This window comes from Sagittula sp., assembly GCF_052825245.1.
Genome location: NZ_JBRBWD010000033.1, coordinates 81,389 through 106,871, shown reverse-complemented (window position 1 = coordinate 106,871; position 25,483 = coordinate 81,389). Strand labels below are relative to the sequence as shown.

32 protein-coding genes are annotated in these 25,483 nt (G+C 67.4%); 12 read left to right on the top strand and 20 right to left on the bottom strand.

Going from position 1 to position 25,483, the window contains the following annotated elements; genetic code table 11:
• Positions 1–76: 76 nt before the first annotated feature.
• From ACU0DV_RS14700 to ade, 3 genes are all read left to right on the top strand, one after another.
• Complete coding sequence (locus ACU0DV_RS14700) at positions 77–841, top strand: SDR family oxidoreductase (RefSeq protein WP_446241885.1); 765 nt, start codon at positions 77–79, stop codon at positions 839–841.
• Positions 838–1,443, top strand: a complete 606-nt coding sequence (locus ACU0DV_RS14695) for an enoyl-CoA hydratase/isomerase family protein (protein WP_446241886.1) — start codon at positions 838–840, stop codon at positions 1,441–1,443. Before ACU0DV_RS14700 ends, ACU0DV_RS14695 begins: the two co-directional genes overlap by 4 nt.
• Positions 1,444–1,845: 402 nt before the next feature.
• Positions 1,846–3,540, top strand: a complete 1,695-nt coding sequence (gene ade / locus ACU0DV_RS14690; RefSeq protein ID WP_446241887.1) for an adenine deaminase — start codon at positions 1,846–1,848, stop codon at positions 3,538–3,540.
• 59 nt (positions 3,541–3,599) lie between these two features.
• Here the strand turns inward: ade and ACU0DV_RS14685 are convergent, their stop codons facing one another.
• From ACU0DV_RS14685 to ACU0DV_RS14675, 3 genes are all read right to left on the bottom strand, one after another.
• Entirely contained in the window at positions 3,600–4,112 is a 513-nt protein-coding gene (locus ACU0DV_RS14685; protein WP_446241888.1) for a cupin domain-containing protein, read from the bottom strand.
• Position 4,113: 1 nt separating this feature from the next.
• Entirely contained in the window at positions 4,114–4,506 is a 393-nt protein-coding gene (locus ACU0DV_RS14680; RefSeq protein ID WP_446241889.1) for a hypothetical protein, read from the bottom strand.
• A gap of 199 nt (positions 4,507–4,705) precedes the next feature.
• Positions 4,706–5,893 (bottom strand): lytic murein transglycosylase, encoded by a 1,188-nt coding sequence (locus tag ACU0DV_RS14675; protein ID WP_100927991.1) that lies wholly within the window; start codon positions 5,891–5,893, stop codon positions 4,706–4,708.
• Positions 5,894–6,070: 177 nt separating this feature from the next.
• On the opposite strand from ACU0DV_RS14675, the gene ACU0DV_RS14670 reads away from it, so the two are divergent.
• The gene (locus ACU0DV_RS14670; RefSeq protein ID WP_100927992.1) at positions 6,071–6,436 is read left to right on the top strand and encodes a response regulator transcription factor; all 366 of its coding nucleotides are present in this window, start codon (positions 6,071–6,073) and stop codon (positions 6,434–6,436) included.
• Positions 6,437–6,442: 6 nt separating this feature from the next.
• Here the strand turns inward: ACU0DV_RS14670 and ACU0DV_RS14665 are convergent, their stop codons facing one another.
• Positions 6,443–7,432, bottom strand: a complete 990-nt coding sequence (locus ACU0DV_RS14665) for a glutathione S-transferase family protein (RefSeq protein WP_100927993.1) — start codon at positions 7,430–7,432, stop codon at positions 6,443–6,445.
• A 212-nt stretch (positions 7,433–7,644) separates the two neighbouring features.
• Here ACU0DV_RS14665 and ACU0DV_RS14660 point away from each other — a divergent pair, with 212 nt between their 5' ends.
• The gene (locus tag ACU0DV_RS14660; RefSeq protein ID WP_446241890.1) at positions 7,645–7,839 is read left to right on the top strand and encodes a hypothetical protein; all 195 of its coding nucleotides are present in this window, start codon (positions 7,645–7,647) and stop codon (positions 7,837–7,839) included.
• Positions 7,840–7,854: 15 nt separating this feature from the next.
• Here the strand turns inward: ACU0DV_RS14660 and ACU0DV_RS14655 are convergent, their stop codons facing one another.
• The 6 genes from ACU0DV_RS14655 to def (ACU0DV_RS14630) all read right to left on the bottom strand — a co-directional run bounded on the left by ACU0DV_RS14655 (position 7,855) and on the right by def (ACU0DV_RS14630) (position 11,152).
• Positions 7,855–8,091: a GlsB/YeaQ/YmgE family stress response membrane protein gene (locus ACU0DV_RS14655; RefSeq protein WP_100927995.1), complete on the bottom strand. Its 237-nt coding sequence runs from the start codon at positions 8,089–8,091 to the stop codon at positions 7,855–7,857.
• Positions 8,092–8,096: 5 nt separating this feature from the next.
• A complete protein-coding gene (locus ACU0DV_RS14650) occupies positions 8,097–8,363 on the bottom strand; it encodes a hypothetical protein (RefSeq protein WP_283982231.1) in 267 nt (88 codons plus the stop codon).
• Positions 8,364–8,426: 63 nt separating this feature from the next.
• A complete protein-coding gene (fmt, locus tag ACU0DV_RS14645; RefSeq protein ID WP_446241891.1) occupies positions 8,427–9,338 on the bottom strand; it encodes a methionyl-tRNA formyltransferase in 912 nt (303 codons plus the stop codon).
• 304 nt (positions 9,339–9,642) lie between these two features.
• Entirely contained in the window at positions 9,643–10,134 is a 492-nt protein-coding gene (def, locus tag ACU0DV_RS14640; protein ID WP_446241892.1) for a peptide deformylase, read from the bottom strand.
• Positions 10,131–10,628, bottom strand: a complete 498-nt coding sequence (gene def, locus ACU0DV_RS14635; RefSeq protein ID WP_446241893.1) for a peptide deformylase — start codon at positions 10,626–10,628, stop codon at positions 10,131–10,133. The genes def (ACU0DV_RS14640) and def (ACU0DV_RS14635) overlap by 4 nt, the downstream gene beginning before the upstream one ends.
• Positions 10,625–11,152 (bottom strand): peptide deformylase, encoded by a 528-nt coding sequence (gene def / locus ACU0DV_RS14630; RefSeq protein WP_446241894.1) that lies wholly within the window; start codon positions 11,150–11,152, stop codon positions 10,625–10,627. The genes def (ACU0DV_RS14635) and def (ACU0DV_RS14630) overlap by 4 nt, the downstream gene beginning before the upstream one ends.
• Positions 11,153–11,256: 104 nt before the next feature.
• On the opposite strand from def (ACU0DV_RS14630), the gene ACU0DV_RS14625 reads away from it, so the two are divergent.
• Positions 11,257–12,432, top strand: a complete 1,176-nt coding sequence (locus ACU0DV_RS14625) for a MalY/PatB family protein (RefSeq protein WP_446241895.1) — start codon at positions 11,257–11,259, stop codon at positions 12,430–12,432.
• Between the two features lie 13 nt (positions 12,433–12,445).
• Here ACU0DV_RS14625 and ACU0DV_RS14620 read toward each other — a convergent pair whose 3' ends face one another.
• The 7 genes from ACU0DV_RS14620 to ispH all read right to left on the bottom strand — a co-directional run bounded on the left by ACU0DV_RS14620 (position 12,446) and on the right by ispH (position 17,141).
• Positions 12,446–12,871: a hypothetical protein gene (locus ACU0DV_RS14620; RefSeq protein WP_100928002.1), complete on the bottom strand. Its 426-nt coding sequence runs from the start codon at positions 12,869–12,871 to the stop codon at positions 12,446–12,448.
• Positions 12,872–12,996: 125 nt separating this feature from the next.
• A complete protein-coding gene (locus ACU0DV_RS14615; RefSeq protein WP_100928003.1) occupies positions 12,997–13,632 on the bottom strand; it encodes a trimeric intracellular cation channel family protein in 636 nt (211 codons plus the stop codon).
• 332 nt (positions 13,633–13,964) lie between these two features.
• On the bottom strand, positions 13,965–14,417 hold the full coding sequence (gene rnhA / locus ACU0DV_RS14610) for a ribonuclease HI (protein WP_005855477.1): 453 nt from the start codon (positions 14,415–14,417) through the stop codon (positions 13,965–13,967).
• 11 nt (positions 14,418–14,428) lie between these two features.
• Positions 14,429–15,067 carry a class I SAM-dependent methyltransferase gene (locus ACU0DV_RS14605; protein ID WP_446241896.1) on the bottom strand — a complete coding sequence of 213 codons (639 nt, stop codon included), beginning with the start codon at positions 15,065–15,067 and terminating at the stop codon, positions 14,429–14,431.
• Positions 15,064–15,516 (bottom strand): DUF3429 domain-containing protein, encoded by a 453-nt coding sequence (locus ACU0DV_RS14600; protein ID WP_446241897.1) that lies wholly within the window; start codon positions 15,514–15,516, stop codon positions 15,064–15,066. The genes ACU0DV_RS14605 and ACU0DV_RS14600 overlap by 4 nt, the downstream gene beginning before the upstream one ends.
• A 129-nt stretch (positions 15,517–15,645) precedes the next feature.
• A complete protein-coding gene (locus ACU0DV_RS14595) occupies positions 15,646–16,077 on the bottom strand; it encodes a c-type cytochrome (protein ID WP_446241898.1) in 432 nt (143 codons plus the stop codon).
• Positions 16,078–16,190: 113 nt separating this feature from the next.
• On the bottom strand, positions 16,191–17,141 hold the full coding sequence (gene ispH, locus ACU0DV_RS14590; RefSeq protein ID WP_100928006.1) for a 4-hydroxy-3-methylbut-2-enyl diphosphate reductase: 951 nt from the start codon (positions 17,139–17,141) through the stop codon (positions 16,191–16,193).
• A 120-nt stretch (positions 17,142–17,261) separates the two neighbouring features.
• Here ispH and ACU0DV_RS14585 point away from each other — a divergent pair, with 120 nt between their 5' ends.
• Entirely contained in the window at positions 17,262–18,941 is a 1,680-nt protein-coding gene (locus ACU0DV_RS14585) for an O-linked N-acetylglucosamine transferase, SPINDLY family protein (RefSeq protein ID WP_446241899.1), read from the top strand.
• Here ACU0DV_RS14585 and ACU0DV_RS14580 read toward each other — a convergent pair.
• Together ACU0DV_RS14580 and ACU0DV_RS14575 are read right to left on the bottom strand one after the other, a co-directional pair.
• A complete protein-coding gene (locus ACU0DV_RS14580) occupies positions 18,938–19,387 on the bottom strand; it encodes a YqaA family protein (protein WP_254698356.1) in 450 nt (149 codons plus the stop codon). The genes ACU0DV_RS14585 and ACU0DV_RS14580 overlap by 4 nt on opposite strands.
• Before the next feature lie 67 nt (positions 19,388–19,454).
• Positions 19,455–20,027: a LabA-like NYN domain-containing protein gene (locus ACU0DV_RS14575; RefSeq protein WP_040604057.1), complete on the bottom strand. Its 573-nt coding sequence runs from the start codon at positions 20,025–20,027 to the stop codon at positions 19,455–19,457.
• Positions 20,028–20,171: 144 nt separating this feature from the next.
• Here ACU0DV_RS14575 and folK point away from each other — a divergent pair, with 144 nt between their 5' ends.
• From folK to ACU0DV_RS14550, 5 genes are all read left to right on the top strand, one after another.
• Complete coding sequence (gene folK / locus ACU0DV_RS14570) at positions 20,172–20,735, top strand: 2-amino-4-hydroxy-6-hydroxymethyldihydropteridine diphosphokinase (RefSeq protein WP_446241900.1); 564 nt, start codon at positions 20,172–20,174, stop codon at positions 20,733–20,735.
• A gap of 80 nt (positions 20,736–20,815) precedes the next feature.
• Positions 20,816–21,169: a DNA-directed RNA polymerase subunit omega gene (gene rpoZ, locus ACU0DV_RS14565; protein WP_100928010.1), complete on the top strand. Its 354-nt coding sequence runs from the start codon at positions 20,816–20,818 to the stop codon at positions 21,167–21,169.
• Between the two features lie 30 nt (positions 21,170–21,199).
• Positions 21,200–23,338 (top strand): RelA/SpoT family protein, encoded by a 2,139-nt coding sequence (locus tag ACU0DV_RS14560; RefSeq protein ID WP_100928011.1) that lies wholly within the window; start codon positions 21,200–21,202, stop codon positions 23,336–23,338.
• A 15-nt stretch (positions 23,339–23,353) separates the two neighbouring features.
• Positions 23,354–23,995, top strand: coding sequence for a DUF2062 domain-containing protein (locus ACU0DV_RS14555; RefSeq protein WP_100928012.1), 642 nt, complete (start codon positions 23,354–23,356; stop codon positions 23,993–23,995).
• Between the two features lie 17 nt (positions 23,996–24,012).
• Positions 24,013–24,702 carry a class I SAM-dependent methyltransferase gene (locus ACU0DV_RS14550; protein WP_446241901.1) on the top strand — a complete coding sequence of 230 codons (690 nt, stop codon included), beginning with the start codon at positions 24,013–24,015 and terminating at the stop codon, positions 24,700–24,702.
• Between the two features lie 160 nt (positions 24,703–24,862).
• Here the strand turns inward: ACU0DV_RS14550 and ACU0DV_RS14545 are convergent, their stop codons facing one another.
• The gene (locus ACU0DV_RS14545) at positions 24,863–25,480 is read right to left on the bottom strand and encodes a hypothetical protein (RefSeq protein ID WP_100928014.1); all 618 of its coding nucleotides are present in this window, start codon (positions 25,478–25,480) and stop codon (positions 24,863–24,865) included.
• Positions 25,481–25,483 lie beyond the last annotated feature (3 nt).

Here is a 25,483-nt window from a genome sequence, read left to right as displayed (position 1 = left end):
GGTCCGGTCAAGGGGCTGGATTCCCTACCCTTCAGGCTTTACCAGTTTTCCGGGAAACCGGAGCCGGGGGCAAGGCATGGATCAGACAGGACAAGAGCTCGCAGGCAAGGTGGCGCTGATCACCGGGGCAAGCCGCGGCATCGGCGCGGACACCGCACGCGCCTTCGCGGCCGCGGGCGCAAAGGTGGCACTGGTCGCCCGCAGCGCCGAGGCGGTTGCCGATCTGGCGGGCGAAATCGGCCCGCAGGCGGTGGCGGTGCCCTGCGACATATCGCGCTACTGGGAGATGGAGCAGGCCGTGGCCAACTGCCTGACGGCCCACGGTCGGCTGGACATCCTGGTGAACAACGCGGGCGTGATCGAACCCATCGCGCACCTGGCAGAAGCCGACCCGGACGCTTGGGGACAGGTGATCGACATCAACCTCAAGGGCGTCTTCCACGGCATGCGCGCCGCGCTGCCGGTGATGCTGGCCCAGGGCGGCGGCTCGATCCTGACGATCGGGTCGGGCGCGGCACATGGCCCGGTCGAGGCCTGGTCGCACTACTGCGCCTCCAAGGCCGGGGCGCTGATGCTGACGAAGATGGCCTACAAGGAATACGGCGACCAGGGCATCCGCGCGATCTCGCTCTCGCCCGGCACCGTGGCGACGCAGATGCAGCGCGAGATCAAGGCCTCCGGCATCAACCCGGTCAGCCAGCTTGCCTGGGAAGACCACATCCCGCCGGAATGGGTGGCGAAGACCCTGCTGTGGATGTGCTCGGACAAGGCCGACAGCTTCCTCGGGGACGAGATCTCGCTGCGCGACCCCGACATCCGCGCGAAGGTCGGCGTCGCGTGATCCGGCTGGACAGGGAGGGCGACCTCTGGGTCGTCACCATCGACCGGCCCGAAAAGGCCAATTCCCTGACCGAAGACATGCTGGCGCGGCTGGCCGGGATCGCCGAGGACGCCCGCGACGCCCGGGCCCTCGTGCTGACCGGCGCGGGCAAGGTGTTCTCCGCCGGTGCCGACCTCGACGCCGCCAAGGCCGGGCTGGCCGTCTCCCCGCTCTGGGAACGGTTCTCCGGAGCACTGGCCCGCCACCGCGGCCTGACGATCTGCGCCCTGAACGGCACGGTCGCGGGCGGCGCCATGGGGATGTTCCTCGCCTGCGACCTGCGCATCTCCGTCCCGGGCGCAAAGATCTTCTACCCGGTGATGAAACTCGGCTTCCTGCCGCAACCCTCCGATCCCGCCCGCCTCGCGGCACTGGCAGGACCCAGCCGCGCCAAGCTGATCCTGATGGGCGGCGCCAAGGCGACGGTCGAAGAAGCCCTCACCTGGGGCCTCATCGACCGCATCGTCGAAGGCGACCTGCTCGCCGCCGCGCGCGACCTCGCCACCGACACGCTCGCCGCATCCCCGGACCACGCCGCAGACATCAAGGCCCTGATCCGCTGAGTGCGGCTTCGGATTGCTCCGCAATCCGACCGGCGCGCCCTCCGGGCGCGCAAACCCTCTCGACCACCTGCACCCATCGATGAACAGATCAAGGGTTTCTCCTCGCTTTCGCGAGGCGACCCGCCGGGGGCTCTGCCCCCGCCGCGCCTTCGGCGCGACTCCCCCGAGGTATTTGGACCTAGGTGAAGGGATCGGGGGCATGTCCTCTTCATCTTGGTCCAAATACCTCGGGGTGAGGCCGAAGGCCGAGGGGCGGAGCCCCTTGCGCGCCCGAAGGGCGCGCCTGTCGGAGACCGGGCAAGCTTTCGAAGAAAGCGCAGACCGGGCTTCGATCCCCCGGGGCCCTTTTCCCCGGTGGTGGGTCGTGTACCGTGGACCCGAGTCAGGCAGGAGGCGGCGGGCATGGGTATTCTGGAAACGCGCATCGCGCAGGGGCGCGGCGACGAGGTGGCGGACGTCGTGCTGCGTGGCGGCCGGCTGCTGGATCTCGTCACCGGGGAATTGCTCGAGGGCGACGTGGCGATCTGTGGCGACCGGATCGTGGGCACGCTCGAGACCTACGAGGGACGTGAGATGATCGACGTCGGTGGCGCAATCCTCGTGCCCGGCTTCATCGACACCCACCTGCACATCGAGTCCTCGCTGGTCACGCCGTTCGAGTTCGACCGCTGCGTCGGTCCGCGCGGCGTCACCACCGCGATCTGCGATCCGCACGAGATTGCCAATGTCATCGGTGCAGAGGGCATCCGGTACTTCCAGGAGGCCTCGCTGCACACGCTCATGGACATCCGCGTGCAGCTGTCCTCCTGCGTGCCCTCGACGCATATGGAGACCGCCGGGGCGGAACTCGACGCGGCGGCGTTGCAGGCGCTCATGGGTCACGGGAGCGGGCTGGGGCTGGCGGAATTCATGAACTATCCCGGGGTGATCCACCGCGATCCGGGCTGCATGGAGAAGCTGGCGCTCTTCGACGGCGGGCATATCGACGGCCATTGTCCGCTGCTCTCGGGGCGCGACCTGAACGCCTATATCGCGGCGGGCATCCGGACGGAGCACGAGGCGACCTCGGCCCCCGAGGCGCTCGAGAAGCTGCGCAAGGGGATGCGGGTGCTGATCCGCGAGGGCTCCGTCTCCAAGGACCTGCACGCGCTGCAGCCGCTTCTGGACGAGCGGACGGCGCCCTACATGTGCCTGTGCACCGACGACCGCAATCCGCTCGACATCGGCGAGCATGGCCACCTCGACTACATGATCCGCGAACTGATCCGGCTGGGGACGCCGCCGCTGGCGGCCTACCGTGCCGCGACGCTGTCGGCGGCAGAGGCGTTCGGCCTGAAGGACCGCGGGATGATCGCCCCGGGCAAGCGGGCGGACATCGTGGCGCTCGGCTCGCTCGAAGCCTGCGATGCGCGCATGGTCATGGCGGGCGGCGTGGTCCTGTCGGACGCGGCCTTTGCCGCGCGGCAGGTGATCGAGCCGGTGGGGCGCGGGTCGGTCAGGGCACCCAGGGTCAGCGCCACGGACTTCCGCCACCGTGGCAACAGAGTGGAGACCGACGTGATCGGCATCCGCGAGGGCCAGATCCTCACCGACCACCTGCACGAGGACATCGCGATCGCCGATGGCGACAAGGCCCCGGACACCGGCCGCGATCTCGTCCGCATCGCGGTGGTGGAGCGGCATGGCAGAAACGGCAACATCGCCACCGGCTTCGTCAGGGGGTTCGGTCTGAAGGCGGGGGCCATCGCCTCCACCGTCTGTCACGACCATCACAACATCGCCTGCGTGGGCGTCTCCTACGAGGACATGGCCGTGGCCGCCAACCGGCTGGGCGAGATCGAGGGCGGGTTTGTCGTCGTCCGGGACGGGGCCGTCCTGGCAGAGCTGGCGCTGCCGGTGGCGGGCCTCATGTCGCTTGAGCCGTTCGAGGTGGTGCGCGACACGCTGGAAGACCTCCGCGCGGCTGCGAAATCGCTGGGCGTGACGCTGGAGGAGCCGTTCCTGCAGCTGGCCTTCCTCGCGCTGCCGGTGATCCCCGCCCTGAAGATCACAGACCGGGGCATGGTCGACGTGGTGAAGTTCGAGATCATTTCCTGAGCGCGCCCCGGCCCGGGGCGGGAGGCGGCGCGAAGCCCCGCCCTGCGAACCGCTGCGCCTCAGTGCAGGTTGCGCCAGATCCCCCGCAGCGGACCGGCCATGCCGAGGATCGGGTCGGTCTCCGGCAGCGGCACGCCGGCGATGGCGGCGCGGTCACCTGCCTGCATCTCGCCCTTGCGGCGGGTGCTGTAGCCCTCCTGACCCGGCGGGTAGGCACCGCAGATGCGGAAGTCCTCCGACTGCGACACGCGGCAATGGCCCGTCCCCGCGGGCAGGACCAGCGCGTCCCCGGCCTCTACCGCAACCGTCCGGCCGCCGGGACCGCCCAGTTGCAGCCGGGCAGAACCGCTTGCCACGGCCAGCGCCTCGTGTGCGTCGGGGTGGTAATGGTGGTATGGGAAGACGGTGTAGACCCATGTGCCCCTCCAGCCGTTGGCCTTCAGCATGGCGCAGGTTTCGTCCGGCCCACCGCTGTCGAAGGCGCCCTTGTAGAGCACAACCGGCAGCTCCGGATTGTTCGGCACGTCGTCCGACGGTGCCAGGGCGATACGGGTGATCGTCGGTTCCGCCATGTCAGGCACACCTGTTGTACACGAGGGGATCGGAGACGGTTGCACCCTCAACGTCGCGGCGAATGAGGGTCTGGCCGTCGGATTGCAGGTCGAAGAGGAACTCCGCGTCCCAGATCTGCCCCTCGCCGCTTGCGGCAAAGGACGCGCGCAGATGATCCGGCCCGGCCTCCGTCACCTGTTCCAGCCTGTGGCGGCTTTCGTAGAAGGTCAGCATCGTGGCGCCGATCCCGAGGAAACCCTTGGCATCGGCGCGGGTCGGGTCGCAGTCGGCGGGGTTGATGCCCCAGCGCCCCTGGAAGGCGGGCGGTATGTCGTCCGGCAGCGCCGTGTCCTGCGGCAGGCAGGCGGCCAGCACCGTCAGCACGAGCGCCATGGGCAGAAAGCGTGCGATCATGCGGGACCCGGGGTGCGGACGCGCCGCGGGGCGTCGTCCTCCACGAGGGTGCCGCAGAACAGGGTTCGGACGAGATAGCGTATCATGCCGGCACAACGCCGGCGGGGCGCGGCGGTTCCAGCGTCGTCGTTCAACTCTCAGATGAACCGCGCGCCCCCTGCAGGATCGAACCCCGGTCAGATGGCGCGCGCAGCCCGTGTCAGAGCCGGTTCAGCAGCGTCGCGGTCGGCCATGCGTCGGCGGGCAGGCCCAGTTCCTTCTGCACGTCCCGCACCGCGTTGCGCGTGCCGCTGCCGAGGATGCCGTCGATCTCGCCCACGTCGAAACCACGCTCGGCCAGCTTGCTCTGCAGCAGCTTCATCTGGTCGCCGGACAGGCCCGGTTCCGGGTTGCCGGTCTCGTAGGGTTCGGCGCCCATCAGCCGGGTGCCGAAGTAGGCCGCCGTCAGCACGTAGGTAAAGCTCTGGTTCCACTCGAAATAGACCCGGAAGTTCGGGTAGGCGATGAAGGCCGGGCCCTTGCGCCCCTGCGGGATGATGATCGACGCCTCGAGCCGCCCGTCATCCAGTTGCCCGCTGCGCGCGCGCACGCCAAGCTGCTCCCACTCCGCCACGGTCTTGGTGGTCTGGAGCCCGGTCTCGTACCAGTCAAGATCCTCCGGCAGCACCACCTCCTGCAGCCACGGCTCGTTCGGGCGCCAGCCGAGGTGCGACAGCATCTTCGCCCCGGACAGGAGCGCATCGGGCGGCGAGGTCTTGAGCGAGACATGCCCGTCGCCGTCGCCGTCCACCCCGTTTTCGAGGATGTCCTTCGGCAGCATCTGGACCATGCCGATTTCCCCGGCCCAGGCGCCGGTGGTCGTCGCCGGGTCGAAGTCGCCCTGTTCGTACAGCGTCAGCGCCGAGAAGACCTGCGGGCGGAAGATTTCCGGGCGGCGGCAATCGTGCGCCAGCGTCACCAGCGCGTTCGCGGTGTTGAAGTCGCCCTGGTAGCCGCCGTAATCTGTTTCGAACGCCCAGAAGGCCAGCAGGACGCCCGGGGCGATGCCGTATTCACTTTGTATGCGGTCGAAGACCTCCGACCACTGCCGCGCCTTCTGCAGGCCGGTGTCCAGCCGGTTCTGGGAGATCAGCTTTCTCGAAAACGTGATGAACGGGTCCTGAAAGATGCCCTGGCGACGATCCGCCTTCAGCACTGCCTCGCTTTTCGAGATGCCGGAAAAGAACCGTTCGACCGTCGCGGGATCATGCCCTTCGGCCACCGCCTGGTCCTTAAGCCCCTGCACGAAGGACGAAAAGCTGCCGCCGCAGGGCACGTCCTGTGCAGAAAGCGGGCCGGACAGGGCCGTGGCCGCAAGGACCAGGCCAAGAAGGGTGTTGCGTCGCATGAAGCCTCCCGAGCGTGCGTTTCGCGGCAGATTACCAACTGGACCGCCATGAGCAAGCAGCCTGCACCCGCGGCCCATGCGGCACCGCAGCGTCAATCGGCAGATCTTTACCGGTTCTTCACCATTATGAACGCATACTGGAAGGGCCGCACCGGTAGCCCCGTCCGGGAGATTAGGATGAACGTCCTCATTCTGGAACACAACGCAGAGCTGGCCCGGCTCTGGTCACGCCACCTCGAAAGACGTGGCGCCGCGGTGACCTGTGCCACCGGGCTGGATGCCGCCGTCGCCGCGCTGGAGGACAGCCGGTTCGACATCCTCCTGCTCGACATCGAATGCGCGGACGGGGCGGCGCTGACCGTCTCCGATCTCGCCGCCTACCGCGACCCGAAGGCGCGGGTGATCTTCGTCACCGCCTCGCGCTTCTTTTCGGACGGGTCGCTGTTCAGCATCTGCCCCAACGCCTGCGCCTACCTGCCCAGCGGCACGCCCGCCAAGGACATCGCCGACATGGTGGAACACTACACGCCGATCCGCGCCTGACGGCCCTCAGGCGGCGGCGAGGTCGTCGCGGCCGTGGGGCTCGGAGAAGTCCAGCCGCGGCCCTGTCGGGATGATGCGGTGCGGGTTCACCGTGTCGTGGCTGTAGTGGTAGTGCCGCGAGATGTGATCCATGAACACCGTGTCCGCCACGCCCGGCCACTGGAACAGCTCGCGCGTGTAGGCCCAGAGGTTCGGGTAATCGACGATCCGCGCGCGGTTGCACTTGAAGTGCCCGTGATAGACCGTGTCGAACCGCACCAGCGTGGTGAACAGCCGCCAGTCGGCCTCGGTGATCCGGTCGCCCATCAGGTAGCGCTTGCCGGTCAGCCGCTCTTCCAGCCAGTCCAGACTGTCGAACAGCGGATCAACCGCCGCGTCGTAGGCGCTCTGCGTGGTGGCGAAACCGGCCTTGTAGACGCCATTGTTCACGGTGTCGTAGATCCGGTCGTTTACCGGCTCGATGTCGTCGCGCAGGTGCTCCGGCCAGTAGTCGTCGGTGTTGCCGGTAATGCCGTCGAAGGCGCTGTTGAACATGCGGATGATCTCGGAGCTTTCGTTCGACACGATGGTCTCGCGCTGCTTGTCCCAGAGCACCGGCACCGTGACGTGGCCGCTCGCGTCGCTGTCGGCCTTGGTATAGATCTCCCGCAGGAACGGCTTGCCGTAAAGCGTGTCCCCCGTCGATCCGGCAAAGCCGGTGTCGAAGGTCCATCCGTCCTCGAGCATGTCGGGATGCACCACGTTGACGGTGATCAGGTCGTCGAGCCCCTTGAGCTTGCGGAAGATCAGCGCGCGGTGTGCCCAGGGACAGGCGTAGGAGACATAGAGGTGATAGCGCCCGGCCTCCGCCTTGAAGCCGCCCTCACCCGAAGGCCCCGGCGCGCCGTCCGGCGTGATCCAGTTGCGATAGCCGGTCGTGGTCCGCTTGAAGGCCCCGTCCGGATCCTTCCCGTATTCCCACCCCGATTTCCATTCTCCGTCGACAAGTCTGCCCATGGTGTCCTCCTGTGCGTTACACCAGAGCTAGAGCGCCCGCGCCCCGAGGAAAATCCTTGGCCCCGCAGGGCGGGAGTGCACCTGCGCACATGAACGCCTGCCAGGGCGGCCTTTGCGTGCCGCCGCACAATTTCATCAGCGACAGCCCCTCCCGTGTTAATCTTGCTTTACGAATCGTTAACCAGTCCCATTTCAACGAAGGATATTTTCCGATGAAACTCGCGGTCTTGATGTTCGCTGCCGCGCTCCTCCTGCCGATGGCACAAGGCGCCGAGGCCCATGACCTGGTGACACCCGCCACGCCGCAGATCTCCACCCCGGGACCGGAACACGGTGGCGGATGCCGCAAGGACTCGCCGCGCGGCCAGTGCTGCCACGCAGGTTCCAAGCCGTATCACTGCCACTAAGGCCCGGGCGCGGCGTCAGCGCCGGCTGATCCAGTGCCAGAGGCCGATCAGCAGGAGCGCGCCAAGCGTCGCGCCCACCAGCCCCGCGGCCATCCCGGTCAGCACCAGGAGGAACCGCAGCACCAGCCCGCCCAAGAGCGCGCCGAGGATGCCGATGCTGATGGTGGTGACGATGCTCGTCTCCATCCCGAGGATGCGGGTGGCGATGAAGCCGGCTGCGGCACCGATGATGACGAGGAAGACAAGCGACACGGGGCCTACCGCCTCCGGTCGCCGCGCCGTCCGACGCGGCCACGATAATGCGTCGGCACGATCAACAGGGCGCCGATGGACGACACGATGGCGTTCAGCCCCGGGCTGCGGAAGCCGATGCCGAACATGATCTGCACGAAGTAGAACAGGAAGGCGCCGCCGATGCAGATGATGATCGACGGCAGGATGCCGTTCCGGGTGAACCCCGTCTTCTCCGACGCGTAACCGATGATGCCCGCGATCACAACCGTGCCGATCAGGACTGGAAACATGAGCAGGACTCCTTTGCGCAGACTATGGGCGCTCGCCGCGCGGCTGCCAAGTCCCGCCTGACCTCAGGTGCCGAACGCGGTGCCCTTCGGCAGCGGCAGGCCGTTCAGGAAGGTCTCCGCGTCCTGGGCCGACCTTCCCGCCCTCTGCGCCTCGGTGACGCGGAGGGCGCCGGTGCCGCAGGCGACGGTGAACCGGTCGTCGAGCGTCGTGCCCGCCGCCCCCTCGCCCGCGGCAGGGACCGCGGCCAGCAGCTTCACCCGGTCGCCGTTCAGCGTCGTCCATGCGCCGGGAAAGGGCGACAAGCCGTTGATCTGCCGGACGATCGTGGCGGCATCGCCGGACCAGTCGATCGCCGCCTCCGCCTTGTCGATCTTGCTGGCATAGGTCACGCCCTCCTCGGGCTGCGGAACGGGTACGAGGTCGGGCAACCGCTCCAGCGCCTCGACGATCAGCGCCGAGCCGATCAGCGACAGCCGGTCGTGCAACTGGCCGGTGGTCTCCCCCGGCGCGATGGGGGTGGCCTTGCGCAGCAGCACCGGTCCGGTGTCCAGCCCCGCCTCCATCTGCATGATGCAGACGCCGGTCTCCGCATCGCCCGCCATGATCGCCCGATGGATCGGCGCCGCCCCCCGCCAGCGCGGCAGAAGCGAGGCATGGATGTTGAGACACCCGTGCTCCGGCGCGTCGAGCACCGCCTGCGGCAGGATCAGCCCGTAGGCCACGACCACCGCAACCTCGGCCCGAAATCCCGCAAACGCCTCCTGCGCCTCGGCGGATTTCAGCGACACCGGATGCCGGACAGGCAGCCCCAGCTCCGCCGCGCGCGCATGCACGGGCGTGGGCCGGTCCTTCTTCCCCCGCCCCGCCGGGCGCGGCGGCTGGCAATAGACACAGACGACCTCGTGCCCGGCCTCGACCAGCGCATCGAGCACCGGCACCGAAAACTCCGGGGTTCCCATGAAGACCAGCCGCATCGAAATCTCCTTCCGGGCAAGAGGCGGCGCAAAGCCCCGCCCTACATCACGCGGCCCTGCTTGGCCCATCGCCCGCGCCGTGACAAGCCGATTGCCGGAAGGGGGCTCCGCCCCCCGGCCTGCGGCCTCCCCCCGAGGTATTTCGACAAGGTGAAGCGAAAGGCGCGCACTGCCCTTCATCTTGGTGCAAATACCTCGGGGGAGCTGCGGAGCAGCGGGGGCGGAGCCCCATCGCGCCCGCAGGGCGCGCCTGTCGGCGCGCCGCATGTCTTTTCGAAGAAAAGGCGGGCCGGCGAGACGAGCCCTACGTCTTGCGCGCCTTGCGGATCAGCATGTCGCGTTTCACCTTGGACAGCCGGTCGAAGTACATCCGCCCGTTCAGGTGATCGATCTGGTGTTGCACCGAGGTGGCCCAGAGGCCGACGAAATCCCGTTCTACCCGCGTGCCCATCTCGTCCAGGTAGGCGACCGTCACGGCGCGGGGACGGGATACTTTGGCCCAGACGCCCGGCAGGTTGGGGCTGCCTTCCTCGTGGTCGCGCAGTTGCACCGAGGCGTGCAGGATTTCCGGGTTGGCCATGCGCACCGCCTCGCCACGGGTGTCGGAGGCGTCGACCACCGCCAGCCGCAGCATCACGCCGATCTGCGGCGCGGCAAGGCCCACGCCCGGCATCGCCTCCATCGTGTCGATCATGTCGGTCCAGATCGCCCGGATCTCGTCGGTGACGGCATCCACCGGCGCGGCGACCGTCCTGAGGCGCTTGTCGGGCCAGGGCACGAAGGGGCGGACAGTCATCGCAGGGCCTCGTATTCGGAGAGCAGCGCGCCGCGTTCCGCCAGCGGCAGGTGCTGGAAGTGCATCACCCCGTCGAGGTGATCGGTTTCGTGCTGGGCGATGCGGGCGGCGGCGCCGGTCAGCACGACCTCATGCGTCTTGTCGTCGAGATCGGTGTAGCGCAGCCTGATCCGCGTTGGTCGGGTAACCATGACCGACACGCCGGGCATCGACAGGCAGGCTTCCTCGCCGGCCTCTTCGGGGCCGTCCAGCGGCTCCACCACCGGGTTGATGCAGACCATCGGCGTCTTCTCCCCGTCCTTCCAGGTCGCGTCCATCACGAACAGCCGCGACCGCACGCCCACCTGCGGCGCGGCGAGGCCGCGGCCCGGGGCGGCGTACATCGTCTCGAACATGTCGCCCGCCAGCCGCGCCACGGCAGAGGGCGCGCGCACCGGCATCGACGCCGCGCGCAGCCCGGTGTCCGGCCAAGTGAGGATCGGCAGCAGGCTCACGCCTTCTCCCGCGCGCGTTCCTTCTTCAGCTTGACCATCTTGCGGGTGATCATCTGACGCCGGAGCGGCTTGAGGTAGTCGATGAAGAGCTTGCCGTCGAGGTGGTCGATCTCGTGCTGGACACAGGTCGCCCAGAGGCCGTCGAAGGTTTCGGTCCGCAGCACGCCGTCGCGGTCCAGCCATTCCACGTCCACGACCTTGGGGCGCTCCACCTCGGCGTATTGCTCGGGGATGGACAGGCAGCCTTCCTCGTAGACGTTCTGCTCCTCCGACGCGGCGATGACGCGCGGGTTGAACATCACCAGCGGGCGGGCGTCCTCCCCGTTGTCGGACTTGGAGCAGTCGAGCACGATCAGCCGCGACAGCACGCCGATCTGCGGCGCGGCCAGCCCGATGCCCGGCGCGTCGTACATGGTTTCCAGCATGTCGTCGGCCAGCACGCGCAGCTCGTCCGACAGGTCGGGCACGGGATCGCAGACCTTTTTCAGGCGCGGGTCGGGATGGATGAGAATGGAGCGCTTCATGCGCCGGGATTTAGGGAAATGTGCGCCTTCGCGCAAGCATCGGGGTTGCACCTTTGGTTCAGTTGGCTAGCGTCCGCGGCAAAACTGCAGGAGACGCCGCCGCCATGAGCCGCTTTGACGAAGAGATCGACCGCCAGGGAACCCATTCGGTGAAATGGGACATGATGGAAAGCATCTACGGCGTGCCCTCGGACGAAGGTCTTGCGATGTGGGTTGCGGACATGGACTTCCGCCCGCCCGACTGCGTGCAGGCTGCCGTGCAGCGCATGGCCGATCACGGGCTTTACGGCTATTACGGCGACGACCGCGGATACCGCGAGGCGATCTGTTGGTGGATGAAGGAACGGCACGGCTGGACGGTCGAGCCGGGCGCCATCTTCACCACCCACGGGCTGGTCAACGGCACCGCGCTCTGCGTGCAGACCTACACCGAACCGGGCGACGGCGTCGTCCTGTTCACGCCGGTCTACCACGCCTTTGCCCGCGTCATCAAAGCCTCCGGCCGCGAGGTCGTCGAATGTCCGCTGACGCTTGAGGACGGGCGCTACGTGATGGATTTCGACGCCTACGACGCGCAGATGACCGGGCGCGAGAAGATGGTGATCCTCTGTTCGCCGCACAATCCGGGCGGCCGGGTGTGGACCCGCGAGGAACTGCAGGGGCTGGCCGATTTCGCCAGGCGGCACGACCTGATCCTCGTCTCGGACGAGATCCACCATGACCTCGTGATGCCGGGCCATACCCACGTGCCCATGCCGCTGGCGGACGACAGCATCATGGACCGGCTCGTGATGATGACCGCCACGACCAAGACGTTCAACATCGCAGGCTCCCACATCGGCAACGTGATCGTCCCTGACGAACGCCTGCGCGCGCGCTTCGCGGCGACCATGGCGGGGCTGGGGATTTCGCCCAACTCCTTCGGGATGTTCATGGCAGAGGCCGCCTATTCCCCGGAAGGCGCGGCCTGGGTCGACGAACTGGTGCAGTATCTCGACGGCAACCGGCGGCTCTTCGACGAGGGGATCAACGCCATCCCCGGCCTGCACAGCATGGAGATGCAGGCGACCTACCTCGCCTGGGTCGACTTTGCCGGGACGGGCATGGCGGCAGAGGAATACCGCGACCGCGTGCAGCAGCAGGCGAAGATCGCCGTCAACCACGGCCCGACCTTCGGCACCGGCGGCGAAAGCTACCTGCGCTTCAACTTCGCCACGCCGCGCGCCCGGGTGGTCGAGGCGGTCCGGCGGATGCAGGAGGCCTTCTCCGACCTGCAGTGACGGCGCGGGGCCGTCAGCGGCCCCAGCCACCTGCCGGGCGGTAGGCGTCGCCGACCTCCATCTCCGAGACACCCAGCGCCTTCGCCACCTCCTTCTTGGTGGCATAGCGCGACTTGGTGTGGAAGTTGGTGGTCGCCTGCCGGTAACGGCCGATCCCGTAGGCGCCCGGTTCGTTGTTCTTGACGATGATCATCCAGGGATGCTTGTTCTCGCCGCCGAACTCCGGGTTCTCGAAATCCATGTGTTTCTTGGTGGTGATGTTGGTCGCCGCCGGGTCGGTCAGGTCGAAGGCCAGGAGGATACGCCCCTTCACCATGCTGGGCCGATACCCCTTGTCCATCGAGAAGATCCACATCGCCGATCCGTTGTGCGACACGAGGCCGGAGGCCAGTGCCTCCTCCGCGTGATCCTTCGGAACCCATCTGAAAAATGTCGGCATGGTGCAATCCTCCCCGCAGAATGAAATGCGGAAAGGGTGCCACGACTTCCCGTTTTGCGGGAGTATGATTTCCCTGACTTCAGCCCGGCCTCCAGCCCCGACTCCGGCAACCCGGTGCGCGCCCCTCAGGGTTTGTAGCGCGGCGGAAACCCCTTGTAGACCGGCAGGCTCCAGCCAAAGGCGATGCTGCCCGCCCGCAGGCAGAAGGTGACGGCGGCACAGGCCATGGCCGCCTGGGCCGGGCCGACAGTCTGCGGCAGGAAGGTGGCCAGCCCCGTGGTCAGCGCGCCGAAGAAGGCGCAGGTCACGTAAAGTTCGCCCTGCTTCAGGATCAGCGGCACCTCGTTGGCGACCACGTCGCGCATCAGCCCGCCCGCGCAGCCGGTCAGCACGCCCATCACCAGCACGATGCCCAGCGACTGCCCTTCGGCCACGGCGATGCCAGACCCGGCGGCGACGGCCACCGACAGCGCCGCCGCATCCAGCCAGACGATCGCCTTGTAGCGGCTTTCCAGCAAGTGCGCGGTAAAGAACACCAGCACGGCGGCGGCACAGGCCACGCCAAGGATATGCGGGTCCTTCATCCAGAAGATCGGGTTGCGGTCCAGCATCAGGTCGCGCAGCGTGCCGCCGCCCGTGGCCGTCAGGCAGGCGAAGAAGGCAAACCCCACGATGTCGAGCTGCGCCCGGCTGGCCACCAGCGCCCCCGTCAGCGCGAAGACGAGGACAGAGGCATAGTCGAGCAGTTGCAGCGCGGTCATGGCGCCCATCCCGCGAGTGCGCGGACAGTCGGCGGCGCGGCAGAGCCGATCCCGACGGGAGCGCCCTGTAACCCGAGGTGAACTGAAGAGAGACGATGACAGACCACCGGACGGCCCGTTCCGCCCGCCCCGTGCTGCACTGAGCCAACGACACGCACGGTCATGCGCCAACCCTCACGATGCCCCGAACAGGAAAACCCGGACCGAAGCCCGCAAGGACCGACCCGGTCTGCGCCCGGCAAACGCGATGCGCGGTCATGCTGTCCTCCCCCTCTCCGCCCTGCAGACAGGCCCTTGTTCCGGGCCGTCCGAAGGACCTCGCGACCCGCCTTCTACGACTTGAAGGGGGCCATGCCGGCGCGGGCCAGTTCGTCCGCGCGTTCGTTTTCCGGGTGGCCGGCGTGGCCCTTGACCCATTCCCAGACCACGTCGTGACGCGCCTGCGCGGCGTCCAGCCTCTGCCACAGTTCGACGTTCTTCACCGGCTTCTTCGCGGCGGTCTTCCAGCCGTTCTTCTTCCAGCCGAAGATCCAGCCCGTCACGCCGTTCTTCACGTACTGGCTGTCGGTGATGACCGTGATCCTGGACGGTTTCGTCAGCGATTCCAATGCGCTGATCGCCGCCATCAGTTCCATCTGGTTGTTGGTCGTGACCCGCTCGCCACCCTTCAGCTCGCGCTGCTTGACGACCTCGTCGCCTTCCATCGCGCGCAGCAGGACGCCCCAGCCCCCGGGGCCGGGATTTCCGGAGCAGGCTCCGTCGGTATAGGCGTAGAGGTCGGGCATGGCGCTTTCGGTCAGGCGGTTTCGGTGTCTGGATCTGTGTCGGCGTCCGGCAGGATCTTCCGGGCGGTCAGGGTGAACCACCCGGCGACCTCACCGTCAAGCCCCTTGTCCGCACCCTCGCGCAAGTCGTCCGTCACCATGTCGAGCGCGGCCAGCAGGCCGGTCAGCTCCGCCACGGTGTAATAGGTGTAGAACCGCCCCAGCCGGTCGCGCTTTTCGCCGGTGCCTTCCTTCAGCCCGATGTGCAGCACGCCGCCGGGTTTCAGCGCCCGGTGCAGCCGCGCCAGGTGGCCAGGCATGGCCGCACGCGGCGCGTGCAGGAGCGAGAAGTTCGCCCAGATCCCGTCATAGCGCGCCACGTCGTCGATGTCCTCGAACACCGCCTTGCGGACCTTCAGCCCCTCCACCTTCGACGCCTCGGCCACCATGGCGTCGGAGGCATCCGTCGCCTCGACCTCGAACCCCATCTCAAGCATCGCCTGCGCCCAGCTTCCCGGCCCGCAACCGAGGTCGAGCACCCGCCCGCCCTTCGGCAGCCGCGCCACGAAGGCCTGCAGCGATGCGGTTGCGGCCGGGTCCCGACCCATTGTCTGCGCGTAGTCGCCCGCGCGGGCGTTGTAGATCTCCAGCGTCTCGCGATCCGCAGTCACAGCAGTACCCCCACGGCCAGGCACGCGACGACCAGAACGGTCAGCAGCACCCGCAGTTTCATCCACCACTCGGGCGCCAGACCCCAACGCCAGAAGGCGAAGTCCAGCGTCAGCAGCCCGAGAAACCCGAAGATCAGGTAGGTCCCGGCCGAAACAGGCCCGCCCCCGGTCATGAAGAAGGCCCAGAGCGCGGGCAGCACCGACAGCCCGTAACCCGTCGCCGCCTGCCCGCCCTCTGCCTTGGTGGCAAAACCCCACAGAACGCCGGACATGAAGGACAGGATCACCGCGCCGTAGAACAGCTGCACGTAGGGGCCGGTGAACCGCGGCCCCAGCGTCGAGGCGGCGAAGTTCGCCGCAGAGGGCGACACCATCGTCAGCGCACCCCATGCAAACGGCAGCACCCCGGCCAGGCCGAGGATCAGGGCGGAACGGGGTATCTGGGTCATTGCGTCTCCGTCGCTTGGATGGCGGGCCGCGGGCGGGCACGGCCCCGCACCCTGTTTAGCCCCCGGCACCACCGGCGGCCAGAGCCGCGAACCGGAGCCACAAGCGCAGGGCGGACCGAAGCGCGCGCCCTATTCGTGTGGCGGGTTGCGCGAGGCCTGCAGCTCGCGGATCTCTTCCGGCCACTGGTCGTGGATGTAGGCGAGGATGTTCCAGATTTCCTCGTCCGACAGCATGTCGCCGAAGGCGGGCATCCCGGACTCGAACCCCTTCACCCCCAGCCGCTTCACCAGCTCCGCGCCGCCCAGCTTCACGTAGTCGAAGTTCTGGACGTTGGAGTGATGCCATGTGTGGCCGCTCGCGTCATGCGGCGGAGCGGGCAGGATGCCGTCGTCGCCGGGCGACTGCCAGTCCGGCTGCCCTTCGAGGTCGGCCCCGTGGCAGGACGCGCAGTTCTCGGCATAGAGCGTCTCGCCGGCGGCCAGGTCCCGGCCCTCGAATTCGTGGCCGGCAGAGGCCGGAGCGGCAATCACAAGGGACAGGAGCAAAAGGCTGGATCGCATGGCGGGCACCCTTCCGGGGTTGGTCGTTGTCATCGGCTCAGCCTAGTCCGCAGGCGCGCCCGGGCAAATCACGTTGCGCGGCGGCCCCTTCCCCGAGGCACGCTACGCCCGCCTCACGCCGGGACGCGCAGGACGCGGGGCACCTTGAACTCAACGTCTTCCTTGGCGGTCTCCACCACCTCCATCGCCACGTCGTACCGGGCGCGGAAGGCGTCGATGACCTCCTCGATCAGCACTTCGGGGGCAGAGGCCCCGGCTGTGATGCCTGCTGCGCCGATGCCCTCCAGCGCCCGCCAGTCGATGTCGGACGCACGCTGCACCAGTTGCGCGTAGGAACAGCCCGCCTTCCGGGCGACCTCCACCAGCCTGCGCGAGTTGGAGGAGTTCGGCGCCCCCACCACCAGCAGCGCATCGACCTTCGGCGCGATGGCCTTGACCGATTCCTGCCGGTTCGTGGTAGCGTAGCAGATGTCTTCCTTGTGCGGCCCGACGATGGACGGGAACCGCGCCTTCAGCGCCGCGACGATCTCCGCGGTGTCGTCCACCGACAGCGTGGTCTGCGTGACGAAGGCCAGCCGCTCCGGATCGCGGACCTGCACATTGGCCACGTCGGCGGGGGTCTCCACAAGCAGCACCTCGCCCGCGGGCAGCTGCCCCATGGTGCCGATGGTCTCCGGGTGTCCGGCATGGCCGATCATGATCATCTGCAGGCCGTTCTCCGCATGGCGGGCGGCCTCGATATGCACCTTCGAGACCAGCGGGCAGGTCGCGTCGACATAGATCATCTCGCGCCGCGCCGCCTCCGCCGGGACCGCCTTCGGCACGCCGTGGGCCGAGAAGATCACCGGGCGGTCGCCGGGACATTCCTCCAGCTCCTCGACAAAGACGGCGCCCTTGGCGCGCAGGTCATCGACGACGAACTTGTTGTGCACGATCTCGTGCCGGACATAGACCGGCGCGCCCCATTTCTCGAGCGCCATCTCGACGATCTTGATCGCCCGGTCGACACCGGCACAGAAACCGCGCGGCGCGGCAAGGTAAAGGGTCAGTGGGGTCATGCGCATGTCTCCTTGCCCCTCACCTAGTCAGTCGCACCGCCCGCGTCCAGTAATCCGGACCTTGATCCACCAGCGTTAACCAAGCAGGCTGGGTCCAAACGCCTATTTCAAAGACAGAGTATTGCCATGACCGCCTCCAGCGACGAGTTCACCGATTTCCTGCGCTTTGGCGGGGCCGCCCCGCCGGACCCGTTCGCCGCCCTGAAGGAAAAGGTCCGCCGCAACCCGCTGGACGGCGCCGCGCTGGAGGAACTGGCCGAGGCGCAGATCGCCGGGGGCCGCATCCTCGACGGCTTTGCCACCTACAACACGCGGATCTCGCTCGGGAACGTCTCCGCGCCCACATGGGCGCGGATCGGCGCGGCGATGGACCGGCAGCAGGAATACGCGCAGGCCATCGCGTGCTTCGAGCAGAGCCTGTCGCTGGAGGACGCGCCGGAGGTCCGCCACATGATGGGCCGCGCGCTGTTCAAACTGGGCGACGTGGACGCCTCCGTCGCGTTCCACGAAAGCGCCGCGAAGGAGACCGGCAACCTCGCTGCGTGGCTTGCGGTGGCGACGCTGATCCCCGGTGCGCCCGCCGCCACGCCCGAAACCATCCTCGCCGCCCGGCAGACCTTTGCGCAGGTGCTGGCGAACTCCCCCCTCGCCAACCGGATGAAGCGCACGCCAAAGCCCCGCCCCCGCACGGACGGGCCGCTGCGGGTGGGTTACGTGTCGTCCTGGCTGGAAAAGCCGAACTACATGCGGCCGACCTGGGCGCTGATCAACAACCACGACCGCGCAAAGGTGGAGGTGCACCTCTTCTCCGACAGCGCCGAAGGGGCGGAGATGATCGGCTACGAACCGCACCCGACCGACGTGATCCACACCACGGGCACGCTCGACAACACGCAACTGGGCAAGCTGATCTGCAAGACCGGGCTCGACATCCTGATCGATATCAACGCCTACAGCACACCCGAACGGCTGGGCATCTTCACCCAGCCCGTCGCGCCGATCTGCCTTGCGTGGCAGAACCACTTCGCCCCCTCCGGCCTGCCCGGCTTTCACGGCATCGTCGGGGACGAGCAATCGGTCAAAGCGGGCGAAGAGGGGTTCTTCAACGAAACCGTGCACCGCCTGCCCACCAGCTACCTGACCTTCACCGTCGCCCACAGGGCGCCGCCCGTGACCGATCCGCCCTGCCTGACGAACGGTCACATCACCTTCGGCAGCCTCTGCGTGCAGTACAAGCTGACGCCCACCGTGATCGACGCCTGGTCGGAGATCCTGAAGGGCGTGCCCGGATCGAAGCTGTTCCTGGCCAACCGCACGCTGGAAAGCGGCGAGAACCGCGTCTGGCTGACCGAACGCTTCGCCGAAAAGGGGATCGGCACCGACCGGCTGATCCTCGACGGCGGGGCCGAGCATTACGACTACCTGAAGAACTACGACCGGATGGATTTCGCGCTCGACGCCTTCCCCTACAACGGCGGCACCACCACGGTCGAGGCGATCTGGCAGGGCGTGCCGGTGCTGACCTTCGACGGCGACCGCTGGGCCTCGCGCACCTCCGCCTCGCTGATCTGCTACACGCACCTGAAGGACTTCGTCGCGCCCTCAAGGCAGGCGATGATCGACATGGCGATCCGCATGGGCAACGATCCGGACACGCCCGCACGGCTGAAAGACATGCGCCACGGGATGCGCGACGCCCTGAAGGACGCGCCGGTCTGCGACGGCAAGCGGATGGCGCAGTCGATGGAGGCGCTCTTCGACCGGCTGATGGACCGCCAGACCGGCCCGCAGGCGGACCCGGCCTAGCCGATGATCCCCGCCGCCGCCCAGGCGAACAGGATGTAGCGCACCGTCTTGGCGAAGGCGACGAGCGCCACGAACAGCCACAGCGGCGTGCGCATCACGCCCGCGATCAGGGTGATGGCGTCGCCAAGAGGCGCCCATGACAACAGCAGCGTCCAGACGCCCCAGCGCGCGTACCAGCGCTGCGCCCGCTCAAGCTGCGCCTCGGAGGCCGGGAACCAGCGCGACCCGCGGAACCGCTCCGCCGCGCGGCCCATGGCGTAGTTCACCACCGACCCCAGCGTGTTCCCGACCGAGGCGACCACGATCAGCAGCCACAGCGGCCAGATGTCCTTGGCCTGCATTGCGGCAAAGACCAGTTCCGACTGGAACGGCAGGACCGTCGCCGCACCGAAGGCGGCAAGGAAAAGGCCGCCCATTGCGACGAATGTGGCGGCCAATCCCGTCATCGTTTCCCGGCTGGTGCCCCATCCGGCCCGGCGCCATCCCCACAGCGCCTGCCGGAAGGGTGCCCCGTCACTTGGACGAGGCGACCTCGAAGTTGCGTTCCACCTGCTGCTCGCGCGGCGGGCGGCCGATGACTTCGCGCAGCTCGTCCAGCTCGATGAAGTTGTCGGCCTGGCGGCGCAGTTCGTCGGCGATCATCGGCGGCTGGCTGCGGATGGTCGAAACGACCGAGACCCGCACGCCCTGACGCTGAAGCGATTCGACCAAGGGCCGGAAGTCGCCATCACCGGAGAACAGCACGATATGGTCCACGCGCGGTGCCAGCTCCATGGCATCGACCGTCAGCTCGATGTCCATGTTGCCCTTGACCTTACGGCGTCCCTGGCTGTCCGTGTACTCCTTCGCGGGCTTCGTCACCATGGTGAAGCCGTTGTAATGGAGCCAGTCGACCAGCGGCCGGATCGGCGAATACTCGTCGTTTTCCAGCAAAGCCGTGTAATAGAATGCGCGCACCATCTTGCCACGACGCGCGAATTCCTGCCGCAGGAGCTTGTAGTCGATATCGAAGCCGAGTGCTTTTGCGGCTGCGTAGAGATTTGAGCCGTCTATGAACAGCGCAAGCCGTTCGTCCTTGTAAAACATCAAATGTCCTTTCATTCAATGTGTCCGCCGTCGTCCGTGAGTGTGAGTGTTTGGATAAAGGGCGGGCGTAGGAGCTAAGGTTAATGCTTTCAGCACGTATATCAAGCGCGCAGAACACCTCATAAGGATAGACCGGCGATCAATATGGAACAAGAATTCTTGATTGCATTGGGGTCGAACCTCGGGTCCGACCACGGCGACCCTGCGGAAACCGTGAAAGCGGCGCTTGCAGCACTGGCAGACGCGGGCTTCCGGTTGCGGAGGGTCAGCCGATTCTTCGCGACGCCGTGTTTCCCCGCCGGGGCCGGTCCCGACTACGTGAACGCCTGCGCCGCCGTGACCCTGCCCGGCGCCGCCGCGCCCGAGATACTGACACGGCTTCACGCGATCGAGGCGGACTTCGGCCGCGCCCGCGTGCAGCGCTGGGGCAGCCGGACGCTCGACCTCGACCTGATCGCCGCCGATGACACCGTCCTGCCCGATGCGGACACCCACGCCGCCTGGCGCGCCCTGCCGCTCGAGGATCAGAAAAACCGCGCCCCCGACCGGCTGATCCTGCCCCACCCCCGGCTCCAGGAACGCGCTTTCGTGCTTGTGCCCCTGCGCGACGTGGCCGCCGGATGGCGCCATCCGGTGCTGGGCACAACCGTCGCCGCGATGACCGAGGCGCTGCCCGAAGAGCTGCGGCAAGAGGTCTTGCCATTGTGACTTGACGCCGCTTGTAAATCCGGCATTGCCGCGTTAAACCGTGGTTTCTCAGGAATCCACCACAGGATTGGAGCGTTCAGATGGCCCGCGTGACGGTAGAAGATTGCGTTGACAAGGTACCCAACCGGTTCGAACTGGTGATGCTCGCCGCGCACCGCGCGCGTGAGTTGTCCGCCGGTGCGGCGATCACTGTGGACCGCGACAACGACAAGAACCCCGTCGTTGCCCTGCGCGAGATCGCGGAGGAAACCCAGTCCACCGACGAACTGCGCGAGCGCCTGATCGAGTCGAACCAGACCCAGATCGAGGTCGACGAACCCGAGGACGACGCCATGGCGCTGCTCATGGGTGCCGAACAGGACAAGCCTCAGGACGACGACATGTCCGAAGAGAAGCTGCTGCGCGCGCTCATGGAAGCGCAGGGCCAAAGCTGAGCGGGACCTTTTGGGTCGGGGTAGGGCAACATGATCGCTGCTGAGGATCTTGTTGCCCTCGTCCGCAACTACAATCCGAAAACCAACGAGAAACTGATCACGGCGGCCTATGAATACGGCCGCCAGATGCACGAAGGTCAGTTCCGCAAGTCGGGTGAACCCTATTTCACCCACCCCGTCGCCGTGGCCGCCATCCTGACGGAACAGCAGCTCGACGACGCGACGATCATCACCGCCCTGCTGCACGACACGATCGAGGACACCCGTTCCACCTATACAGAGGTGGAGCAGAACTTCGGCCACGAGGTCGCGGAACTGGTGGATGGCGTCACCAAGCTGACCAACCTCCAGCTTTCCAGCTCCGAGACCAAGCAGGCAGAAAACTTCCGCAAGCTGTTCATGGCGATGTCCAAGGACCTGCGCGTCATCCTCGTGAAGCTCGCCGACCGGCTGCACAACATGCGCACCATCAAGGCGATGAAGCCGGAGAAGCAGCAGCAGAAGGCGCGCGAGACGATGGAGATCTTCGCCCCCCTCGCCGGACGCATGGGCATGCAGTCCATGCGCGAGGAGCTGGAGGATCTCGCCTTCCGCGTGCTGAACCCGCAGGGCCGCGAATCGATCATCCGCCGCTTCATCACGCTGCAGAAGGAAACCGGCGACGTGATCCACCGGATCACCTCGGACATGCGGCACGAACTGGAAAAGGCCGGCGTCGACGCCGAGGTCTTCGGCCGCGCGAAGAAGCCCTACTCCATCTGGCGCAAGATGCAGGAGAAGAAGATCGGCTTCTCCCGCCTCTCGGACATCTACGGCTTCCGCATCATCACCCGGTCGGAGGCGGACTGCTACGCCACGCTCGGCGCGATCCACCAGCGCTGGCGCGCCGTGCCGGGCCGCTTCAAGGACTACATCAGCCAGCCGAAATCGAACGGCTACCGGTCGATCCACACTACCGTCTCGGGCCGCGACGGCAAGCGGGTCGAGGTGCAGATCCGCACGCGCGAGATGCACGAGGTCGCCGAAACCGGCGTGGCCGCACACTGGTCCTACCGCGACGGCGCCCCCGCCGAGAACCGCTTTGCCGTCGATCCCGCCAAGTGGATCGCCTCCGTCACCGAACAGTTCGATTCGGAGGAGGATCACGACGCCTTCATGGAGGCGGTGAAGCTGGAGATGTACTCCGACAAGGTGTTCTGCTTCACGCCCAAGGGCGACGTGGTGAAGCTGCCCAAGGGTGCGACGCCGCTGGACTACGCCTACCAGATCCACACCCGCATCGGCTCGAAATGCGTCGGCGCCAAGGTCGACGGCATTCGCGTGCCGCTCTGGACCCGGCTGAAGAACGGCCAGTCGGTCGAGATCATCACCGCCGAGGGGCAGGCCCCGCAGGCCACGTGGCTCGACATCGCGACGACCGGCAAGGCCAAGACCGCGATCCGCCGCGCCCTGCGCGAGGCCAACAAGGAACGCTTTGCCCGGCTGGGCCTCGAACTGGCGCGGGCCGCCTTCGAAAGCCACGGCAAGAAGGCCACCGACAAGGTGCTCGAAAAAGCGGCCAAGACCCTGCGGCTGGAAGACACCGAGACCCTGCTGGCCCGCCTCGGCAGCGCCGAGCTGACCACCCGCGAAGTGGTGGAGGCGATCTATCCCAACCTCGCCGTCGTCCGGGACGTGGAGGTGGACACCAAGCGCGCGGTCGTCGGCCTCGAACACGGCCAGGGGTTCGAACGCGCCTCCTGCTGCCAGCCGCTGCCCGGCGAACGCATCGTGGGCCTCGCCCATCGTGGCAAGGGCGTGGCGGTGCACGCCATCGACTGCGCCGCGCTGGCCGCCTACGAGGATCAGCCGTCGCGCTGGCTCGACCTTCACTGGGCGGACGGCATCCACCCGGCGGTCTACACGGTCACCCTTGAAATGGTGCTCGGAAATGATGCAGGCGCATTGGGACGGATTTGCACATTGATCGGAGAGCGCAAGGCCAATATCTCCGACATGACCTTCCTTGACAAGAAACCGGATTTTTACCGCATCATGATGGATATCGACCTGCGCGATGCCGAGCACCTGCATTCCGTCGTCTCCGCGCTGGAGGCAGAGAGCATGGTCGCTTCGGTAGAGCGACGGCGCGATCCCGGGCTGGAGGCGGCGCCGGAAGCGGCAGAATAAGCGAGGCATCGGCACGTGTTCAAGCGACGCGACAGGCGCCCGATCTGGCGGATCGTGGCGGAAGCGCTCTGGCCCAAAGGTGGCTGGGGTCGCGCCGCGCGTTACGTCCGGCTGCGCCTGAACCGCCTGCCCGATCCGCCGAACCGCATCGCGCGCGGCATCTTCGCCGGGGTCTTCACCACCTTCACGCCGTTCTACGGGCTGCATTTCATCGTCGCGGCGACGCTGGCGTGGCTGATGCGCGGCAACATCCTGGCCGCGCTGCTGTCGACCTTCTTCGGCAACCCGCTGACCTACGTGCCGATCGGCGTCATCGCGATGAAGACCGGCTACTGGCTCCTTGGCCTGCACGGCCATCCCGACCACCACGACGGCAGCCTCGGCGCCAAGTTCGTGAAGGCCGGGCAGGACCTGTGGGACAACTTCTACGCCATCTTCACGCCCGAACAGACGGACTGGTCGCACCTGAGGATCTTCTACGACGAGGTCTTCTATCCCTACATGATCGGCGGGATCATCCCCGGCATCATCGCGGGCACCATCGCCTACTACGTCTCGCTGCCGCTGATCACCGCCTTCCAGAACCGCCGCAAGGGGGTCATCAAGGCAAAGCTCGCCGAACTGAAAAAGCGCAAGGCCGAAGGCCGCGCGCCCTGACGCCCAAAGGTCTTCCGATGCAGGATTCCGCCACCGATTTCTTCGCGGGCAATGCCGCGACGGGCTACGACGCCCGCAACGCGCGCCTCGCACCGATCTCCGACGCGCTGCATTTCCTGACCGGCCTCGTGCTGGAGGATCTGCCCGAAGACGCCCGTCTGCTCTCCGTGGGCACCGGCACCGGGGCAGAGGTGCTGGCCCTCGCCCGCGCTCATCCCGGCTGGCGTTTCACCTGCGTCGATCCCTCCGCCGACATGCTCGCCGTCTGCGCCGACCGGCTGGCGCAGGCGGGCCTTTCGGACCGCTGCACGCTGGTCCACGGCGACGTGCACGCCCTGCCCGACGGCGCCCCGCATGACGCGGCGCTGGCCATGCTCGTCGCACACTTCATCGCCGAGGGCGACCGCCCCGCCTTCTACGCCGCGATTCGCGCGCATCTCTCCCCCGGCGCGCCCTTCGTCAGCGCCGAGATCAGCCACGACCTCGACGCCCCCAGCTTCGCGCCGACGCTCGGGACGTGGAAGAAAGTCCAGTCCCTGATGGGCGCCACACCCGGGTCGCTCGACCGCCTGCCCGTCCTGCTGAGAGAGACGCTCGCCGTCCTCTCCCCCGCCCGGACCGACGCGCTGCTGGCAGAGGCCGGCTTCACCGCCCCCACCACCTTCTACCAGGCCGTGATGATCCGCGCCCTGCACGCCCGCGCCTGACCGCGACACAGGCCCGGCCCCCGGGGCAGAAGTTCAAGGCACCCTCGCCCGCCCAACGCGCCAACCTGTTGAAATTCAGACCGAACGGGCTGGCGGGCGGGCGCACTTGCCGCAGGCAACAGCCCCGCCCCCGGCCAGGCCATCACGACAAACGAAGCCCTTACTCTTCCTCTTCCGGCTGCACGTAGGCCACCGGCCCGAGGGTGGAGTTCAGCCCCCAGTCCCGCACCTTCAGCAGACCGTCCGCGATGTAGAGCTTGCGGATCGGGTACACCTGCTCGCCCTCCGGCCCGGCCACCACCATGACCGGCCCCTTGTTGGTGTTGCGCGTCCAGACCAGCGGGTCGGTCTCGGTGATGCTGTCGACGATCGCGCGGACCTCGTCGGGGTCCGTCACCCGCTCCACCTGGAAATAGCACAGCCCCTCGTAGCTGCCGACCGCGGCAAAGGCCACCGCCCCCACCACCAGCGTCACCGGCGCCGTGACCACCGCCGTGACCGAGGCCGCAAGCCCGCCGACGCCGCCCGCCGCCGTGGTCGCGCTCGACACCGTTCCGGCGGCGCCGGTCACCAGCTTCACGCTCTGGCCCGGGTGCATCAGCATGTAGTTCCCGGCGACCCGCGCGCCGGTCCGGGCCACGTCGCCCGCCCGGTCGACCGCCGCGCCTGCCAGCTTCGACGGCTTGTTGGCGCAGACGCCTTCCGCCCATGCCAGCGACGGCAGCGCCGTCAGCATCGCCAGTCCGATGAATGTCCCTGCAAGACGTCTCTGCGTCATTCC

What these genes read in the sequence shown, in the direction of transcription:
- ACU0DV_RS14585 (WP_446241899.1), top strand. Translation starts at nt 17,262, where the DNA reads ATGACCGCCTCCAGCGACGAGTTCACCGATTTCCTGCGCTTTGGCGGG.
- ade (WP_446241887.1), top strand. Translation starts at nt 1,846, where the DNA reads ATGGGTATTCTGGAAACGCGCATCGCGCAGGGGCGCGGCGACGAGGTG.
- ACU0DV_RS14650 (WP_283982231.1), bottom strand. Translation starts at nt 8,363, where the DNA reads ATGTTTCCAGTCCTGATCGGCACGGTTGTGATCGCGGGCATCATCGGT.
- fmt (WP_446241891.1), bottom strand. Translation starts at nt 9,338, where the DNA reads ATGCGGCTGGTCTTCATGGGAACCCCGGAGTTTTCGGTGCCGGTGCTC.
- ACU0DV_RS14660 (WP_446241890.1), top strand. Translation starts at nt 7,645, where the DNA reads ATGAAACTCGCGGTCTTGATGTTCGCTGCCGCGCTCCTCCTGCCGATG.
- ACU0DV_RS14595 (WP_446241898.1), bottom strand. Translation starts at nt 16,077, where the DNA reads ATGCGATCCAGCCTTTTGCTCCTGTCCCTTGTGATTGCCGCTCCGGCC.
- ACU0DV_RS14545 (WP_100928014.1), bottom strand. Translation starts at nt 25,480, where the DNA reads ATGACGCAGAGACGTCTTGCAGGGACATTCATCGGACTGGCGATGCTG.
- rnhA (WP_005855477.1), bottom strand. Translation starts at nt 14,417, where the DNA reads ATGCCCGACCTCTACGCCTATACCGACGGAGCCTGCTCCGGAAATCCC.
- ACU0DV_RS14620 (WP_100928002.1), bottom strand. Translation starts at nt 12,871, where the DNA reads ATGCCGACATTTTTCAGATGGGTTCCGAAGGATCACGCGGAGGAGGCA.
- ACU0DV_RS14675 (WP_100927991.1), bottom strand. Translation starts at nt 5,893, where the DNA reads ATGCGACGCAACACCCTTCTTGGCCTGGTCCTTGCGGCCACGGCCCTG.
- rpoZ (WP_100928010.1), top strand. Translation starts at nt 20,816, where the DNA reads ATGGCCCGCGTGACGGTAGAAGATTGCGTTGACAAGGTACCCAACCGG.
- ACU0DV_RS14700 (WP_446241885.1), top strand. Translation starts at nt 77, where the DNA reads ATGGATCAGACAGGACAAGAGCTCGCAGGCAAGGTGGCGCTGATCACC.
- ispH (WP_100928006.1), bottom strand. Translation starts at nt 17,141, where the DNA reads ATGCGCATGACCCCACTGACCCTTTACCTTGCCGCGCCGCGCGGTTTC.
- ACU0DV_RS14680 (WP_446241889.1), bottom strand. Translation starts at nt 4,506, where the DNA reads ATGATCGCACGCTTTCTGCCCATGGCGCTCGTGCTGACGGTGCTGGCC.
- ACU0DV_RS14665 (WP_100927993.1), bottom strand. Translation starts at nt 7,432, where the DNA reads ATGGGCAGACTTGTCGACGGAGAATGGAAATCGGGGTGGGAATACGGG.
- ACU0DV_RS14685 (WP_446241888.1), bottom strand. Translation starts at nt 4,112, where the DNA reads ATGGCGGAACCGACGATCACCCGTATCGCCCTGGCACCGTCGGACGAC.
- ACU0DV_RS14580 (WP_254698356.1), bottom strand. Translation starts at nt 19,387, where the DNA reads ATGACGGGATTGGCCGCCACATTCGTCGCAATGGGCGGCCTTTTCCTT.
- ACU0DV_RS14575 (WP_040604057.1), bottom strand. Translation starts at nt 20,027, where the DNA reads ATGTTTTACAAGGACGAACGGCTTGCGCTGTTCATAGACGGCTCAAAT.
- ACU0DV_RS14615 (WP_100928003.1), bottom strand. Translation starts at nt 13,632, where the DNA reads ATGACCGCGCTGCAACTGCTCGACTATGCCTCTGTCCTCGTCTTCGCG.
- ACU0DV_RS14625 (WP_446241895.1), top strand. Translation starts at nt 11,257, where the DNA reads ATGAGCCGCTTTGACGAAGAGATCGACCGCCAGGGAACCCATTCGGTG.
- def (WP_446241894.1), bottom strand. Translation starts at nt 11,152, where the DNA reads ATGAAGCGCTCCATTCTCATCCATCCCGACCCGCGCCTGAAAAAGGTC.
- ACU0DV_RS14560 (WP_100928011.1), top strand. Translation starts at nt 21,200, where the DNA reads ATGATCGCTGCTGAGGATCTTGTTGCCCTCGTCCGCAACTACAATCCG.
- ACU0DV_RS14550 (WP_446241901.1), top strand. Translation starts at nt 24,013, where the DNA reads ATGCAGGATTCCGCCACCGATTTCTTCGCGGGCAATGCCGCGACGGGC.
- ACU0DV_RS14670 (WP_100927992.1), top strand. Translation starts at nt 6,071, where the DNA reads ATGAACGTCCTCATTCTGGAACACAACGCAGAGCTGGCCCGGCTCTGG.
- ACU0DV_RS14600 (WP_446241897.1), bottom strand. Translation starts at nt 15,516, where the DNA reads ATGACCCAGATACCCCGTTCCGCCCTGATCCTCGGCCTGGCCGGGGTG.
- folK (WP_446241900.1), top strand. Translation starts at nt 20,172, where the DNA reads ATGGAACAAGAATTCTTGATTGCATTGGGGTCGAACCTCGGGTCCGAC.
- def (WP_446241892.1), bottom strand. Translation starts at nt 10,134, where the DNA reads ATGACTGTCCGCCCCTTCGTGCCCTGGCCCGACAAGCGCCTCAGGACG.